16 protein-coding genes and 1 tRNA gene are annotated in these 15,582 nt (G+C 46.1%); 6 read left to right on the top strand and 11 right to left on the bottom strand.

The genetic code is table 11. The features are described from left to right. Nucleotides 1-110 precede the first annotated feature (110 nt). The 3 genes from CLV93_RS04060 (at nucleotide 111) to CLV93_RS04070 (ending at nucleotide 2,700) form a co-directional block, all read left to right on the top strand. On the top strand, nucleotides 111-1,271 hold the full coding sequence (locus CLV93_RS04060; RefSeq protein WP_106540900.1) for a methionine aminotransferase: 1,161 nt from the start codon (nucleotides 111-113) through the stop codon (nucleotides 1,269-1,271). Between the two features lie 72 nt (nucleotides 1,272-1,343). Next, a tRNA-Arg gene (locus tag CLV93_RS04065) sits at nucleotides 1,344-1,415 on the top strand. A gap of 124 nt (nucleotides 1,416-1,539) precedes the next feature. Beyond that, a complete protein-coding gene (locus tag CLV93_RS04070) occupies nucleotides 1,540-2,700 on the top strand; it encodes a site-specific integrase (RefSeq protein WP_106540901.1) in 1,161 nt (386 codons plus the stop codon). Nucleotides 2,701-2,751: 51 nt separating this feature from the next. Here the strand turns inward: CLV93_RS04070 and CLV93_RS04075 are convergent, their stop codons facing one another. Further along, nucleotides 2,752-3,129 carry a hypothetical protein gene (locus tag CLV93_RS04075; protein ID WP_106540902.1) on the bottom strand — a complete coding sequence of 126 codons (378 nt, stop codon included), beginning with the start codon at nucleotides 3,127-3,129 and terminating at the stop codon, nucleotides 2,752-2,754. Nucleotides 3,130-3,295: 166 nt separating this feature from the next. After that, entirely contained in the window at nucleotides 3,296-3,541 is a 246-nt protein-coding gene (locus CLV93_RS04080; protein ID WP_106540903.1) for a hypothetical protein, read from the bottom strand. A gap of 135 nt (nucleotides 3,542-3,676) precedes the next feature. Between CLV93_RS04080 and CLV93_RS20210 the strand changes: the two genes are divergently transcribed. After that, entirely contained in the window at nucleotides 3,677-3,835 is a 159-nt protein-coding gene (locus tag CLV93_RS20210) for a hypothetical protein (protein ID WP_153637028.1), read from the top strand. 74 nt (nucleotides 3,836-3,909) lie between these two features. On the opposite strand, the gene CLV93_RS04085 is transcribed toward CLV93_RS20210, so the two are convergent. The 7 genes from CLV93_RS04085 to CLV93_RS04115 all read right to left on the bottom strand — a co-directional run bounded on the left by CLV93_RS04085 (nucleotide 3,910) and on the right by CLV93_RS04115 (nucleotide 9,397). Beyond that, nucleotides 3,910-4,164 (bottom strand): hypothetical protein, encoded by a 255-nt coding sequence (locus CLV93_RS04085; protein WP_106540904.1) that lies wholly within the window; start codon nucleotides 4,162-4,164, stop codon nucleotides 3,910-3,912. A gap of 129 nt (nucleotides 4,165-4,293) precedes the next feature. Continuing rightward, a complete protein-coding gene (locus tag CLV93_RS04090; protein ID WP_106540905.1) occupies nucleotides 4,294-4,500 on the bottom strand; it encodes a hypothetical protein in 207 nt (68 codons plus the stop codon). A gap of 2 nt (nucleotides 4,501-4,502) precedes the next feature. After that, nucleotides 4,503-5,057, bottom strand: coding sequence for a P-loop NTPase family protein (locus CLV93_RS04095; protein WP_106540906.1), 555 nt, complete (start codon nucleotides 5,055-5,057; stop codon nucleotides 4,503-4,505). Then, nucleotides 5,044-5,658, bottom strand: coding sequence for a hypothetical protein (locus CLV93_RS04100; RefSeq protein ID WP_106540907.1), 615 nt, complete (start codon nucleotides 5,656-5,658; stop codon nucleotides 5,044-5,046). The genes CLV93_RS04095 and CLV93_RS04100 overlap by 14 nt, the downstream gene beginning before the upstream one ends. Continuing rightward, nucleotides 5,633-5,929, bottom strand: a complete 297-nt coding sequence (locus CLV93_RS04105; RefSeq protein ID WP_106540908.1) for a hypothetical protein — start codon at nucleotides 5,927-5,929, stop codon at nucleotides 5,633-5,635. The genes CLV93_RS04100 and CLV93_RS04105 overlap by 26 nt, the downstream gene beginning before the upstream one ends. Further along, the gene (locus tag CLV93_RS04110; RefSeq protein WP_106540909.1) at nucleotides 5,919-6,455 is read right to left on the bottom strand and encodes a hypothetical protein; all 537 of its coding nucleotides are present in this window, start codon (nucleotides 6,453-6,455) and stop codon (nucleotides 5,919-5,921) included. Before CLV93_RS04110 ends, CLV93_RS04105 begins: the two co-directional genes overlap by 11 nt. A gap of 1,934 nt (nucleotides 6,456-8,389) precedes the next feature. Beyond that, entirely contained in the window at nucleotides 8,390-9,397 is a 1,008-nt protein-coding gene (locus CLV93_RS04115) for a virulence RhuM family protein (RefSeq protein ID WP_106540910.1), read from the bottom strand. Nucleotides 9,398-9,743: 346 nt separating this feature from the next. On the opposite strand from CLV93_RS04115, the gene acnA reads away from it, so the two are divergent. Next, on the top strand, nucleotides 9,744-12,524 hold the full coding sequence (acnA, locus tag CLV93_RS04120; protein ID WP_106540911.1) for an aconitate hydratase AcnA: 2,781 nt from the start codon (nucleotides 9,744-9,746) through the stop codon (nucleotides 12,522-12,524). Nucleotides 12,525-12,593: 69 nt separating this feature from the next. Here acnA and CLV93_RS04125 read toward each other — a convergent pair whose 3' ends face one another. Then, nucleotides 12,594-13,940, bottom strand: a complete 1,347-nt coding sequence (locus CLV93_RS04125) for a sensor histidine kinase (protein WP_106540912.1) — start codon at nucleotides 13,938-13,940, stop codon at nucleotides 12,594-12,596. Next, nucleotides 13,930-15,282, bottom strand: a complete 1,353-nt coding sequence (locus CLV93_RS04130; RefSeq protein ID WP_106540913.1) for a sigma-54-dependent transcriptional regulator — start codon at nucleotides 15,280-15,282, stop codon at nucleotides 13,930-13,932. The genes CLV93_RS04125 and CLV93_RS04130 overlap by 11 nt, the downstream gene beginning before the upstream one ends. 73 nt (nucleotides 15,283-15,355) lie before the next feature. On the opposite strand from CLV93_RS04130, the gene CLV93_RS20090 reads away from it, so the two are divergent. After that, nucleotides 15,356-15,535, top strand: a complete 180-nt coding sequence (locus CLV93_RS20090; RefSeq protein ID WP_146141946.1) for a hypothetical protein — start codon at nucleotides 15,356-15,358, stop codon at nucleotides 15,533-15,535. Nucleotides 15,536-15,582: the final 47 nt, after the last annotated feature.

Here is a 15,582-nt window from a genome sequence, read left to right on the forward strand (position 1 = left end):
TCACACAAGCGTTTTCTCTTCCCGAAAAATCAAGTAAATTGTAGGTGTAAAAAGGCTGTTGCGCCTTCCAAATAATTACTACTTTTGACCCCAATCTTCTAAAAGAATATATGGTTTCATCAAAATTGCCAACATCAAGAAGAAGTATCATTGCGACGATGACTGACTTGGCAAAAGAACATAACGCCATTGACCTCGCCCTGTCGGTTTCTGATCTTCCCAGCCCGGAACAGCTCGTTAAGCTGATGCATAAATATGTATCGGAAGGATACAACCATTATGCGCCCATGGAGGGAATCGAGCCGCTGCGCCGCGTTATTGTCGACCGCATTAAGCAACTACACAACAAAGAATACAATCCGAACACCGAAATCACCATCACCGCCGGATCTACGCAAGCCATGGCTACCACCATCAGTGCGATGATTAAGGAAGGCGAAGAGGTGTTGTTGTTCGAACCGGTTTCGGAATCCTACATCTCGGCCATCGAGCTGAATGGCGGACGTCCGGTGTACGTGAATCTGAAGAAGCCCGATTTCCATATCGACTGGGACGAGGTGAAGAAGCTGATGAACGCCAAAACCCGGATGATCATCATCAACAACCCGCAGAACCCTACCGGCAGGGTGATGAACGAAGAGGACATCAACCAGTTGAAACGGCTGACCAATGGAACGCGGATTGTGATTCTGGCCAACGAGATTTTCGAACACATTGTATTCGACGATGAGAAACACCGCAGCATGTCGTCGGTTCCCGAACTGGCGGAACGCAGCATCGTGGTTTCCTCTTTCGGACCAGTGTACAAAATCAGTGGCTGGGGAATTGCCTACGTGGTGGGCCCTGAAAAACTGATGAGCGAATTCCGGAAAATCCAGCAATTCCAGGGATACAGCGTCAACACGCCCGGACAGTTTGCGCTGGCCGAATTTCTCGAAGAGGATAACAAATACGAAGAGATTGCGGATTTCTACCAGGGCCGGCGAAACTATTTCAACCGCCTGATGAGCGAAAGCAATTTCGAAATCATTCCGGCCACCGGAACCTATTACGAAATTCTCGATTACAGCAATATTTCCGACGAAACCGACGTGGAGTTTGCCATGCGGTTGGTGAAGGAATACGGTGTTTCGGTGCTGCCGCTTTCGGCTTTCCGGCACGAGAAAACCAAGTCAAGGATGCTGCGCATTTGCTTTGCCCGCAATAACGATGTGCTGGAAGAAGCAGCCAAACGTTTGTGCGCTGTTCCGGTGTTGGATCCGGCGAGGTAATTGCCAACCGCCCGGCTTGTCTGTAACTGATTTTTATCTATTTTTGCACTGCCCGAGCGCAGTGTTTTTTATGGCCCCATAGTTCAAGGGATAGAACGACAGTTTCCTAAACTGTAGATCCAGGTTCGAGTCCTGGTGGGGCTACTGAGGAGTAGTATATTTATGCTACTCCTCTTGTTTTTAAGGCGGTTTGTATATACCTTTCTTTCGATTTTACCGCAAAATCACCGCAAATTAATCTACAAACCGCAAAAAAACGACAAAGAAAATGAGCGTTATAACTAACTTAGGAAAGGTCAGAAATGATGGAACAGCCCCTGTTTACATTGTGACCTATGTAAATCGCGATAGAGTTCAATTTCTCACCCATGTATATTGCCATCCGGATAAGTTCGATAAAGTTAAAGGGAGAGTGAAAGGCAGAGGCAAAAGGGTTAATCAGCAAAACCTTATAATTGAAAATTGTAGATCCAGATTGAATAAGGTGTTTATTGATTATGAATTGCAGAATAAGAAACTTACTCCCAAATTGCTAAAGAATGAGTACAACAACCCAGCACTGAGAATCGATTTTCACAAATTTCTGGAAGAGGCTATTAAAGAAAGAAAAGATGAATCCGCTCCTCGAACCATTGCCCGGGATGAAGTCTTTCAGCGTCGACTGAAGGAATTTCGGAAAGAAATAGCATTCTCCGAGATTGATGCAGAATTTATTGAATTGTTCCGTCGTTGGCTGAAAAAGGAGCATAAGAATGAGACAAACACCCTCCATAAACAGTTAAAAATTTTCCGGCTGTATCTGAATATCGCAAAAAGGAAGGGTATCATCAAAGAGAACCCGTTTGTGTCCATCAGGGTGAAGAAGCAAAAAACGGATCGGGTATTCCTGGAAGAAGATGAACTGCAGGAGCTCTGGGAAAGTTACCTAGAAGGAAAGTACATCGACAGTCCAGCCAAACACACAGTTTTGCGACATTTTCTGTTTATGTGCTTCACGGGTATGGACCACGGGGGATTAAGAGAATCGGTTCGTTTTGATAATATTTTCGGGAACACATTGGTTTTCGTCCGGGAAAAAACCATGACACAGAAAAAGGAAACCACCAAACTTCCCCTTACGAGTAAAGCGATTCGTCTGATTGACGATGAAGGAAAGAAGGATGGAAATTGTTTTGCAGCTTACACAGAACCCAGAATGAACAAGGTTTTGAAGCAAATTGCAGAAGACCACAAAATAAATAAGAGGGTTACCACCCATGTCGGCCGTCACACATTCGCAACGCTATTTATCCAGAAGACCGCGGATGTGGCAACGCTTCAAAAACTGTTAGGACATTCCAGCATTACCACGACTATGGTTTATGTCCATATTACTGACCAGCAAATCAATAAACAGATGAAACAGTTCGATGAACTGATTGATTTCTGATTTAATGAGACTGGAGGTCCCCAGCTGGCAACATTGCGACAGCTGGGGATTTTAGCTTTGCCAAAAGTACGCGATTACCAGGACAGCCAAGCCCAGGTAAATATAAGACGAGACATCCTGTTGTGAGGTTCCGGAGCTGGCCCCATCGAGCTGGGCCGACTGATAATCTCTCTGGGCATTCATGTAATCCAGGTTCTCAACGGTATCAATTCCAGAAACGATGCTGTCGCGATACTGTACCGCTCTTTCCCAATCTGCATAGGCCTGATTCATCGGTTTCAGAAAGTGTCTTTTCGCATATCCTTCATGACCCTTTGACACGCTTCCATCGTATCTTTCTTTTCGTTGTAAGTAGACATTCCAGGCGTCAACAATTGCCTGTTCGGCCGCTTGGATATCGGCACCGGTGTAATTCATAATATCATTCATTTTTTGATTTGAATTTGTTGTTTACACAAATATAGGGGTGAAGAAACATCCAACCTGTTGAATACTACTGTTTACTCCCAATATTTATATGAAGTTGGGCCGGTTCCTGGACATAAAAAAAGGTCTACCGATTTGGAAGACCCTTTTTTATGCGTTTTTCATGAATTTACTTCTTTTTCATCTTGTTAAGAAAAACTTTTGTAGCAACGACAGTGGAAATAGCGTCAAATTTATCCCTTGCAGTAAATTCGTCAATATTTGCCAGAGAAATTAAATCGATGACCTTATTCAATGAATTAATAGTTGCATCAATAACAATGTTTTCTTCTTTCTGGTAAAACTTGATTTCTTCAATTGCTTCTTTAGAAAGCTCTATCCCGTTAACCTTTAACGTTTCATTTGTCTGTTCCATAACTGAATTATTAATTGATTCATGCTGTAAATTTATAAAATAATATATTATAATAAAACAAATGTATAATAAATATATTATGACATATGATATTATTATATTATTTTCGTAGTACAAACAAATATTAAATACCTTATGACAAAGTCAGCCAAAACAATCACCGTTGATGAGGTTATCTGGGACAAGGTCAAAGAACAGGCCAAGAAGGAGAATCGTCCCATTAGTAATTTCGTGGAAACAGTCCTTATTCGGTATTTCGATGAAATTGAAAAGAGTAAAGAACCCGGCCAATAACCGGGTTCTTCTCTTTTAAAATCAATCTATTCTCCTAACCCGGTCCAGTGCTCTCCAAAAAATTCTTTTCAGATCTACTTCGATTCTTCTCTTTCCTCTCCTTGCTCCTTCAACCAGGAATCATCTTCGATAATTACCAGTTTATCAACTAAAAACCTGACCTGTGGAGGCAGTAGTATTTTCTGTCTTGGAAAATAACCCAGTTTCTTTAGTTCCGGATAATACCTGATGTTCAACCAGGTTCTCACTGTGGTGGCGGAAACGCCACATAATTTGGCCAATTCTCCTTTGGTTATGCACCGGTATCGATTATCACTGTTATTTTCCATCGAGGTTGTTGTATCTGTTCAAAATTGACCGCATCCATGATGAATGTCCGGCATTGAAGCTCTGTTTGTAATTCCGGAGCTTCTTTTTGTGTTTCTTCCGGTTTCTTGATTTGGGCATGGCTGTAGGCTTTAAAATTTCCAAACTCTTTGCAGGCGAAAACCGGCAACTTTTACCAGGTAATCGATGCGGCCCCAGGAGCCGTTTCCAAGGTCACCGGCCCGATGGGGTGATTTTGGGGAAATTACCGCGATGACTCCACCGGGCAGAATCTGGCAATCACGCTTTCGTTTTAAACTGGCTAATGCAGTGAAGGGGGTATGTTTCAGGTGCGACATGGTTAGGTTTTAATGATTTCGTAGTGGTGAATATTAGAATCGGATTCCTTGTTTACTCTCTGTTGAGCTTCGGCGATTTCATCGAAATTCAGAATGACATTTTTCCTCCGGTTCACATTGTCTTTTGTCTTGAATAGGATGAATTCGGAGGCATTGGTAAATGCCTGGGGAGGCACATCAGTAAAACCGTGGCCGACCATGATAATATCAGTCATCTTTTGCCGGCGGCGGATATACATCCGTTTGAGTTCCGGACTGGTTACCGTAGTGAGGTATGCACGGCAGTCATCAAAAACAATCAGGCCATCAAACCAAAATGCATTGATTTTCTTCAAAATTCTTTCATCTTCCCATACATACCGGCGGGCACCGATGTAATCAAAGTCTGTAGGTTTGTCCAACCTGGTAACCTCTAAATTATTCCACTCAGAATAATCCGGAGTGATGACCAAGACTTTGCCACCCCGGCTTATTTCGGATTCAACAAATTTCCGGGTGAGCGTTGTTTTACCGGTACCATTGAACCCTAGCAGAATAATCTGTTTAGTTGTCCTCATCCTTTGTTTCCTCCTTAAGTTCCTGTACCTGTTGCTTGAGCTCGTTGATTTCCTTCTTCTTTTTCAGCTCTTTAATCTGTGATTCCAAATCGGCCGTTTTTTTACGCTCAGATTCTAATGCCAGGTTTACTTTCCTGATGCTGTTGGCAGCTCTAAACTTTTTGGTCATTACAATCAGTGTAAACACTGACGCGATAACCCATGGAGGAAGGTCCATCGATGAATACTGGAAGTAAACACCCCAATATTGAGCCAGTTCCTTTATATCAGCATCGTCGGCATAGAAGTCTTCCGGAGTCTGTGATTTTGCGTAAACAGCCAGAACAGTGGCTATTGTCTTGTCGAGAGTTTTGACAGCAAATTCAGCCGTTGTATTGCTTTGCTTTTTTTGAGCCTGACTAATCGGTTTTTGCTCTTCAAAATCTTCCTGAACCGGAGTTTTTTCAAAAACCTCCTTTTCTTCCTGCATTTCGGAAAGAAGCCCGGCCAAGTCATCGTCTGAAGCGAAGGAATAGCCGCCTTTTGTTGCTGTAGCATCCTCACTTTCCAGTGTGGGTGCCACACTTTTAAGCTCATCAGGATTCACCATTCCTTTCCTCATCGCCAATATTTTTCGTTAATAAATTTGACAGCCAGTCGACAAAGGGCCGGGCTTCAATCGTCCGGACAAAAGTTTTACCCGAGAAGGCTCCAATAACGATAAAGACATTCTCTCCGAAGATTTCAGTAAAAGCAGCTACATGTGTTTCTCCATCCTGAAGGGGGATTTTGTCCAGATACTTTTTGTAGGCTTCCTCTCCTTGCTTGAGATAGTTTTTGATGTTTGGGAGCTGGGTCCGGACGAACATTTGAACAATAGGGCTATCCAACATTAGCATGGTGTTTTGGCTGGTTGGACTTTCTTACCTTTTCAGCGATTTCCTGAATTTCTCTTGTGGACAGTACAAACGGGAAAAAGATTTCTGTTTCCTGCCGTGTGATATAGCGGTAAAACATATCGATTAACAGTTTACCCGGTGTCACCGGCTCTTTCAAATCTTTTGACAGTCGTTTACACGTTTCATTCAGCAATGCTGTTTGAATTGGAGAAAGTTTAATTCTTACCTCACCCGGTTTCGGTTCCCGTAAACTCGCGAGCTTTTCCGACAACTCCGTTTTTTGTGCCTCCAACATCGCACATTCATTGCTCAAGCGCTCAATCTCCCCCCGTGCTTCATTCTGCTTTCTTAACTTCGTAGTGGAGATTTCAAGCATCCTAACCAATAGAAGACGGTTGTTAAGGTCATTGGGGTCGACGTCCGGTGCAATGTCAATTACAGACTCCTGGAACATCTGGTGTTCATCCTGAGAAAGGCGAGCTGTAAACGGATTTTTTACTGTAAATTCTTTTTCACTCATAACCAAATTGTTTACTGATTGTGTACAAGTTTACAGTATACTGTTAACAGTCATGACAGAAATGCAACAGATGCAATAATTGCAACATTTGTATCAAAATGCAATATGTTCCAAGGCGCAAAAAAAGCCCCGGCGGGGAGCCGGGGCCGTGCAGAAAAAAACCAATCTAAAACATTACGGATAAAGACAGAAATTATGAAGCAATAGCGGAGTGAAGATATTTGGCAACCTCTTCTTGGTCGACTTCAAAATATTCGCAATACTCTGAAATCGTTATAGGCTTTTTTGCTGATTTACCCAGTGCATCCCGGACCTGATTCAACAGCCGGGATGCAGTGGGGGAACTACACCCTTCCAATCGTGATACATCTGAGGGTTTGATATATAGTGGCATAGGTGTAGGTATTTTTAAAGGTTTTGGCACCCGCAATATAATCAGTGTATCAGTGTTTTACAAAAAAAGTTTCGCAACTAAATCCGGGGAGAAAGTAAATCCGTTCTCGCGATCTAAATCATAAAAAGAACCCCTGTCGAAAAAGCCACCTACGTTACCTACACACCTCGAAATTTTGCTTTAATAAGCTTTCATACAGCAGATTAATCTGTAGGTAAGATTTACCTACACCCCTAAAACCGTAGGTAAAGAGTGTCGTTTTGTAGGTAAACCTACATTTCAACTGTTTTTACCTACATTTCAATCTATTTCACCTACATCTACCTACGCTTCGAAATAAGTTAATTAACTGTAATATATATGATAATTAATTATATAACTTTTAATAAGTAGTAAGTGTAGGTAGTGTAGGTAATTATTTTCACGCCTTTCGGCAAATTTAAATTAGCACCCATTAAAAAAACCGGCTACATCGGCTACACTCCCAAAAACTCCACACAACAAGCTAATTATCAGCAATTTCACATGTAGCCAGTATATTGGCTACACCTATGAACCGTAGCCAGGTAACATATACTCACGTTGAAAACTCTTTTAGTGGACTCAAAATTTTTGACGTCGTACTTTGTAACTAAAGAAAAAATAAAAGTGATACCGAAAAAAAAAGCGGCTACACCGGCTACGCCCCCTGTGAATTTACTTTAAAAAGCATACTATCAGAACACTACACCGTAGCCAATCACCGGCTACACCCTCAAAACCGTAGCCAAATGAGGGTTAAACGTAGCCACCGGCAACAAATGTATGGTCATTGGCTACACAAGGCGCCTTTTTGGCTACGGTCGGCTACGGTAAAACACACTATACCAATAATTATATAACTAATAATCAATAATAAAACTTTTAATAAGTCTTTAGTGTAGCCACTGTAGCCGGGTTTTTTACTTACACAATCAAAAAATGAAAAGTCGTAATAGAAACGGCGGTTTACGCAACCTTTCGCAGCATCAAATACAAGGTTTTCAACATCCGGAGCTTTCTTTCAACTACGAACATAGTTAACCCCATGCCCAGATATTACATTAAAGGGGGTTCGGGGGAATTTTAAGAGTAATTGAGTAAGGACAACTAAAAGGTGTTCGCCTTACCAGGCTCACGACAATAAAACGGCCCTTCCGGGCCATGGTTAGAAATCAAGATGGGAAGCAGCCTGGCGCGGTCCTGTAATGAAAAACGACATTCAGTTTCCGTCCCGAAATACTTTTCTCCGGAGCCTCTCAACACACATAAACCAGCCTTTTCCGCAAAACATGCCGCAAAATAGGTTTTTATTTTCTTGCTATTAAACTGTTTTTAAAATACTTGCAGACAATTATTTATGTTCTAGTGGGGCTACCACACCTCCTGATTTTCAGGAGGTTTTTTTGTTTTTGACACCGGATGCGGCACCGAAAGAATTACGCTCTACAATATTTTAAAAATGTCTGCCCTTTTCCTTTATGAGCATTACTTTACGGAAAGACATGAGGTCAGCTATATATTATTCTTTCTTTCTGGATTTTATTTCCTGTTCAATTTCCTTCAAATCCTGTTCATCGGCCTGTCGCGCTTCCCAGGCTTTTCGCTTCGAATCAAATTGTTCGTAAATTTCTCTTACCTTCTTCTCCATTATCGCATTGCTAATGGTGCCTTTTCCCCGAAGAATCTTTTGATCATTAAAATCCAAAATCCGATCGACATTTTCTCTCCAAAAAGAGATGGTCAAGTCAAGCCTGTTTTTCGCTCGCAACTCGGCACTTTCCAGGAAAATGACAACTAAACGGTTGAGGGTATCTATCTCATCTGCTGTGAGGTAATTTTTAGCCGTGAAAATATCGCCTTTCCGAACAATGCTTCCTTTCCATGAAGTTAAATTCATATTAGGCGCATCAGCACTGGCCCGCGAAACAATAATCTCAGCCGCAGTTTTACCTGTGACGGCATACAGCAACTTATTTTGTGTCTCTGCAAAGAACATTTGCGTTGCTTTATCGGAAGAATCGTAATCACTGCTTAATGAAAAAAGGTCGCGAACTTTCTGGTAGAAACGTTTTTCTGATGCCCGTATATCCCGAATACGACTTAAGAGCTCATCAAAGTAGTCGGGTCTCCCGTCCGGGTTTTTCAAACGTTCATCATCCATTACAAAGCCCTTAATCATGTATTCTTTCAGGTTGCGATTTGCCCACATTCGGAATTGCGTTCCTCTTTTGCTCCGCACCCGAAAGCCTATCGCCAAAATCACATCAAGCGCATAAAATGTTACACTATATTCCTTGCCATCTGCAGCAGTTGTTAAGTAATTCTTAACAACTGATTTATCATACAACTCCCCCTCTTTCAATATGTTGGATATGTGCATACTGATATTGGGAACCGAGGTGTCAAAAAGTTCTGCCAGCTGACTTTGGTTCATCCACACACTCCCATCTTTAGCATAAAGGGATACGGAAGCCCTACCGTCAGGCGTGTTGTAAATGATAATATTTTGCAAGTTATCTTGTTCCATCCTATTTCCTTTTTGGATTTATCTTTGGCAGAAAAGCTATCGTACTCCTGCAGTCAGGTAATCTTCTTTTATATATCATGAAGTAGGTATTATCATGAGACAAATCTTTTTTCTCGTATAAAAACTAAGACCATGTATCCAAATTTAATGAAATAGTTTATTATTTTTTGATGACCACTAGTTAGCTGCTGACTCAGGTTCGGCTCCTTTAATAACCTGCTTCTTCCCCAAACATTCCCTCCCCGTTGAGTGTTAGAAAATTACTGGCTGGCGCATACCGTGTGTCAGCCGCCGATTCATCCGACCGAACCAAACATCGAATTTCACACCATAAAAACCTGTTAGTATGAAGTCTGAATCACCATATCGATTCGAAAAAGAATTGAAAACCGCCAAGGGCTCCTTCCGGTATTTCAGTTTGCCCGAACTGGAAGCCAAAGGACACAGCATTTCTCACCTGCCGTTTTCCATCCGCATTCTGCTGGAAAATGCCCTGCGCAACTACGACGATTTTGCCGTCACCGGTGAGCACATCGAAACGCTGCTCAACTGGAAGCCGGAACCGTCCGACAAAGACATTCCGTACAAGCCGGCCCGAGTACTGATGCAGGATTTCACCGGTGTTCCGGCCGTGGTAGACATTGCTTCGTTGCGCGCCGAACTGGCCCGCAAAGGCAAAAACCCGGACAAGCTGAACCCGCAAATTCCGGTCGACCTGGTCATCGACCACTCGGTGCAGGTCGACTATTTCGGTACCGAATATGCCTACCGGCGAAACGTGGAAGTGGAGTACGAACGCAACGGCGAGCGCTACCAGTTCCTGAAATGGGCGCAAAAGGCGTTCAAAAATTTCAGCGTGGTGCCGCCCGGCATGGGCATTTGCCACCAGGTGAACCTGGAATACCTCGCCCAGGGCGTCATCGAGCGCGATGGAACGGTTTTCCCCGACACACTCGTGGGAACCGACAGCCACACCCCGATGGTGAACGGAATCGGCGTGGTTGGCTGGGGCGTTGGCGGTATCGAAGCCGAAGCGGCACTGCTGGGTCAACCCATCTATTTCATCATGCCGGAAGTGATCGGACTGAAACTGACCGGCCAATTACCGCCCGGAACGACGGCGACCGATATGGTACTGACCATCACACAGCTGCTGCGTAACTACGGTGTGGTGGGCAAATTCGTCGAAGTCTTCGGGCCCGGCCTCGACCATCTGACCGTTCCCGACCGAGCCACGATCAGCAACATGTCACCGGAGTTTGGCTGCACCGTCAGTTACTTCCCCATCGACGACCAGACGCTCGACTACATGCAGAAGACCGGCCGCTCGGAGGAACAGATCCAACTGGTGAAAGATTACTGCAAAGCCAACAATCTGTGGCGAACCGGTAAAGAAGAGATTACCTACACCGATGTGCTGGAACTCAACCTTTCAACGGTGGAACCGACAGTTGCCGGACCGAAACGGCCGCAAGACAAGATTTTACTGCGTGAATTCAAGCCGAAGTTTGTCGACTTGCTAAAAGAAAGCTTTGGGCGCAGATACATCGAGCCGGACAACCGCGAAATCGTACGCTGGTCGGCCGAAGGAGGCAGCCAGCCGGTACACACCTATGCCGGCGGTCAGCGCGAAGTGGAAGTAGAAAGCCAGAACGAAAAAGGCCTGAAGATGGTGCAGGTAACACTGGGGCAGGAAAAATTCCAGCTTTCGGATGGTTCCGTAGTCATTGCCGCCATCACCTCGTGCACCAACACGTCCAACCCGTCGGTGATGATTGGCGCCGGACTGGTCGCCCGCAAGGCCCGCAGGCTGGGACTGACTTCCCGCCCGTGGGTAAAAACGTCGCTGGCACCCGGTTCCAAAGTGGTCACCGATTACCTCGAAAAAGCCGGTCTGCTCACCGACCTGGAAGCACTGCGGTTCCACCTGGTAGGCTACGGCTGTACTTCGTGTATCGGAAACTCCGGTCCGCTCCCGCCGCACATCGCACAGGCAGTCGATGATAACGAACTGATTGTTTCTTCTGTCCTTTCGGGAAACCGGAACTTCGAGGCCCGCGTTCACCCGCAGGTGAAAATGAATTTCCTGATGTCGCCCATGCTGGTGGTTGCCTTTGCCATTGCTGGCCGCGTCGACATCGACCTGAACAACGAGCCGGTGGGTTACGACACCAATCAGCAACCGGTTTACCTGAAGGATATCTGGCCGACGCCGGAAGAGATATACGAAACCATGCAGAACGTGCTGTCGACCGACGATTTCCGCAAGGATTACAGCACGATAACCGACGGAAACGAAATATGGCAAAACCTGCAGGCGCCCGATGAACAGCTTTATTCCTGGGAAGAAACGTCCACCTACATCAAGGAAGCGCCGTTCTTCACTGAGCTTCCGGAAGAACCGGAAAAACTGCAGGAGATTGAAGGTGCACGTGTTCTGCTATCGCTGGGCGACAGCGTAACCACCGACCACATTTCGCCGGCGGGTTCGTTCAAAGCTGATTCTCCTGCCGGGAAATACCTGACCGAACGGGACGTGAAGCAGAAGAATTTCAACTCGTACGGTTCGCGTCGCGGAAACGACGAGGTGATGGTGCGTGGAACGTTTGCCAACGTGCGGATCAAAAACAAGCTGGCTGAGCAGGAAGGCGGTTTTACGACCTATTTGCCTTCCGGCGAAGAGATGCCGGTGTACGACGCCGCCATGAAATACCACGACGACGGAACGCCATTGATGGTGCTGGCCGGGAAGGAGTACGGAAGCGGTTCATCGCGTGACTGGGCCGCCAAGGGAACCTCGCTACTCGGCATCAAAGCGGTGCTGGCCGAAAGTTACGAGCGTATCCACCGCAGCAACCTGATTGGCATGGGCGTACTGCCGCTCCAATTCAAAGAAGGCGAAAGCAGTGAATCGCTGGGCCTGACGGGGAAAGAAACCTTTAGTGTGAAAGGCATCAGCGATGACATGAAACCGCTGCAGGACCTGGATTTGGAAGCACAGAAGGAAAACGGGCAAACTGTTCAGTTCAAAGCAGTGGCCCGCCTCGATTCACGAATCGAAATCGAGTATTACCGCCACGGCGGCATTCTGCAATACGTGTTGCGGCAATACCTCAGCGAAGCATAATCATTTTGCTTACACATACTGACGGAACGGAGCATTCGGGAAACCGGTGCTCCGTTTTTCTTTTCCGGGCTAACCGGGTAAAACGACCGTGAAGGTGGTTCCCATTCCGGGAATGGAATGAAACGAAAGGGTTCCGCTGTGGCGGTGAACAATCTGCCGCGAGAGGGCAAGCCCGATTCCGCTTCCTCCCTGCCGGGTCGTGAAAAATGGAACGAAAACCTGGTCTGCATATTCTTCCGGAATGCCCACTCCGTTATCGGCCACCACAATTCGGGTTTCCTGCTCGCCTTTCTGCACGCTCAGGTTGATCTCGGCATGCTCCACTTCCGACACCGCTTCCACGGCATTTTTCAGCAGGTTAATCACGACCTGCGAAATCAGTTTGTCGTCGGCCGTGAATTCTGTAATTCCGTTCGATACGTTAACGTTGAAATGGATATTCCGCTGCTGCATTTCCTGGTGGTACAAAATCCGGAAACGTGAGAGCCAGTCTTCAATGGAGATGGGCTTCAGCGCAGGTTCCGGAATCTTATACAATTTTCGGTACCGCTCAACGAACGACATCATCAAATCGCCCTGCTCCTCGATGGCGCCGGCGCTGTTCCGGATGCGCTCGATATCGATGCCGGACTGGGTACAGATTTCGGAAACCTCCTCGGGCAACGAACGACCGATGGACTGAGCCAGCGAGGTAATTGGGGCAATGGAGTTCATGATTTCGTGCGACATGATGCGGAAAAGCTTTTGCCACGATTCCACTTCGCGCTCTTCCAGCTCGGCCTTGATGTTTTGCAACGCCAGCAAATGATAGTGCTTATCACCGAAAATGAATTCGCTGGCACGAAGCTGCAATACCACCACCTGCCCATTGACGGAAAACTTATAAAGCAAAGGCTTGCCCGGTTTCAGTCGCTGCAGTTTCTGGTAAAATTCAGGCACGCGGTGTTCCAGCGTCTTCACGGAAGTGAGATGATGCAATTCGAGCAACTCCAGCAAGGCCGGATTGGCGATGATCACTTTTCCCTGCTCGTCGTAAGCCAGTAACCCGGTTCCCGAATGACCTATTAATTCAGCGTAAAACTGTTCCTGAAAACGGTTGTGCACCCGCTCTTTCCGGATGGCACTCCGCAACCGGAGCAACGACTCCTTCAGCTCGTCGAATCCCGGGGGGGCTACCCCTTTTTCCAGATTTAATGATGAATCCTCGTTCAGCATACCTTCGAAAAACAGGCTCAAATCGCGGTTGGTTTTCCCCAGGAAATGGTATAACCGACCGGCTACTATCAGGAACACAAAAGCCGCAATTCCACTCCACAGGTATCCTCCGGCGAACCACAAAAAGGCCGCCAGAATGGCCAGGGCTCCCATCACCAGAATAAAGCCGGCGAGTCTCCGGTTGAATCGGTTAAAGCCCATATTTCTTCACTTTATTGTAGAGCGTTTGTCGTGTAATTCCGAGCCGCGTGGCTGCCGAGCTCATGTTGCCGCTGCTCTCTTCGAGCGCTTGCTCAATCATGCTGCGCTCCATTTCCTCCAGCGTGGTGGGCGCCTCTTCCTGCTCGATGACCGGACGGAAATGAAAATCTTCGGGCTGTAGCACCTCACCTTCCGCTAAAATAACGGCTTTCTCAATGGCGTGCCGTAACTCCCGCACGTTTCCCGGCCAGGAATACCGGCGTATTTTCTCCCGTGCCATTCCCGAAAGGGTGAGATGTTGCTTGTGGTATTTTTCTCCGTAGAATCCCAGGAAGTGTTTCGCCAGCAATACAATGTCTTCTTCCCGTTCCCGCAACGGTGGCGCTTCGATGCGGATGGTATTGATGCGGAAAAGTAAATCTTCCCGGAATTTTCCTTCTTCCACCATGGTCTCCAAGTTGCAGTTGGTGGCACAAATCAAACGGATATCGACCGGAACGGGCCGGTTGGCTCCCACCGGGATCACCTGCCGGTTTTCCAATACGGCCAGCAATTTCGCCTGCAAAGGCAACGAGAGGTTCCCGATTTCGTCGAGGAAAAGAGTGCCGTCATTGGCTATCACAATCTTCCCCTCACGGTCGACACGCGCATCTGTAAAAGCGCCTTTTACATGGCCGAACAGTTCGCTTTCGAACAGCGTTTCGCTAATGGCTCCCATGTCGACACTCACCAACGATTTGTTCGCCCGTTCTGAGTGCCGGTGAATGGCCTGGGCAATCAGTTCTTTACCTGTACCGTTTTCGCCAGTGATCAAGACATTGGCTTTCGTAGGTGCCACTTTTTCAATCAACTTGAAGACATATTTCATCGCGCTGGACTGCCCCAGCAATTCCACCTTTTCCTCTTTGTGATCGCTCTTCTCGGCTTTGCCGGCCGACTTGCCCAGCTTTTCCTGCGATTGCCGTACCCGGACTGCCGATTTCAATGTTTCGATCAACCGGTTGTTGTCCCACGGTTTCAGCACAAAATCCGACGCTCCCATCTTCAACGCTTTCACCGCCAAATCCACATCCCCGAAGGCTGTGATCATCACGACCGGAATGTCCGGCTTCATCTTTTTGATTTCATTCAGCCAGTAAATTCCTTCATTACCGGTATTCACCCCGGCCACGAAGTTCATGTCCAGCAGAATCACATCCACTGTGTTCGTTTGAAGGAAAAAGGGTAAGCGGTTGGGATTGGAAAGTGTCGATACTGAACCGAACTCCGGCTGAAGCACCAGCTCCAGGGCACGTAAAACGGTTCGGTTGTCGTCGACGACTAATATATTTCCGGAAGTCATAGGCACAATTTGATAATCAAAGATAAGTTGCCAATCCCCGACAATCAAGGGGTTGTAAAAACATTTGTCGAACTTGTCAAGAAACTTGACATTTCAGGCTCCTCAACAAGAGAACAAACATATCTATCCAACTGACTATGTACACATTGCTTCTGTTGGCATAGAATTGGATAAAGAGGTGTGCGAAGCCGGAAAAGTGTACGCTAAAGAGGATAAACAACGCTTTTTCGGACGAAAAGTACCAACAACTTAATGCTGATTTATAAACGCAAGTCGATAACGACTTTCTAATTTTTTGAA

It is taken from the genome of Prolixibacter denitrificans, from assembly GCF_003014495.1.
GTDB classification, from domain to species: Bacteria; Bacteroidota; Bacteroidia; order Bacteroidales; family Prolixibacteraceae; genus Prolixibacter; species Prolixibacter denitrificans.

What these genes read in the sequence shown, in the direction of transcription:
- CLV93_RS04105 (WP_106540908.1), bottom strand. Translation starts at nt 5,929, where the DNA reads ATGTTGGATAGCCCTATTGTTCAAATGTTCGTCCGGACCCAGCTCCCA.
- CLV93_RS04085 (WP_106540904.1), bottom strand. Translation starts at nt 4,164, where the DNA reads ATGGAAAATAACAGTGATAATCGATACCGGTGCATAACCAAAGGAGAA.
- CLV93_RS04080 (WP_106540903.1), bottom strand. Translation starts at nt 3,541, where the DNA reads ATGGAACAGACAAATGAAACGTTAAAGGTTAACGGGATAGAGCTTTCT.
- CLV93_RS04130 (WP_106540913.1), bottom strand. Translation starts at nt 15,282, where the DNA reads ATGACTTCCGGAAATATATTAGTCGTCGACGACAACCGAACCGTTTTA.
- CLV93_RS04060 (WP_106540900.1), top strand. Translation starts at nt 111, where the DNA reads ATGGTTTCATCAAAATTGCCAACATCAAGAAGAAGTATCATTGCGACG.
- CLV93_RS04125 (WP_106540912.1), bottom strand. Translation starts at nt 13,940, where the DNA reads ATGGGCTTTAACCGATTCAACCGGAGACTCGCCGGCTTTATTCTGGTG.
- CLV93_RS04095 (WP_106540906.1), bottom strand. Translation starts at nt 5,057, where the DNA reads ATGAGGACAACTAAACAGATTATTCTGCTAGGGTTCAATGGTACCGGT.
- CLV93_RS04110 (WP_106540909.1), bottom strand. Translation starts at nt 6,455, where the DNA reads ATGAGTGAAAAAGAATTTACAGTAAAAAATCCGTTTACAGCTCGCCTT.
- CLV93_RS04090 (WP_106540905.1), bottom strand. Translation starts at nt 4,500, where the DNA reads ATGTCGCACCTGAAACATACCCCCTTCACTGCATTAGCCAGTTTAAAA.
- CLV93_RS04070 (WP_106540901.1), top strand. Translation starts at nt 1,540, where the DNA reads ATGAGCGTTATAACTAACTTAGGAAAGGTCAGAAATGATGGAACAGCC.
- CLV93_RS04115 (WP_106540910.1), bottom strand. Translation starts at nt 9,397, where the DNA reads ATGGAACAAGATAACTTGCAAAATATTATCATTTACAACACGCCTGAC.
- CLV93_RS04075 (WP_106540902.1), bottom strand. Translation starts at nt 3,129, where the DNA reads ATGAATGATATTATGAATTACACCGGTGCCGATATCCAAGCGGCCGAA.
- CLV93_RS20210 (WP_153637028.1), top strand. Translation starts at nt 3,677, where the DNA reads ATGACAAAGTCAGCCAAAACAATCACCGTTGATGAGGTTATCTGGGAC.
- CLV93_RS04100 (WP_106540907.1), bottom strand. Translation starts at nt 5,658, where the DNA reads ATGAGGAAAGGAATGGTGAATCCTGATGAGCTTAAAAGTGTGGCACCC.
- acnA (WP_106540911.1), top strand. Translation starts at nt 9,744, where the DNA reads ATGAAGTCTGAATCACCATATCGATTCGAAAAAGAATTGAAAACCGCC.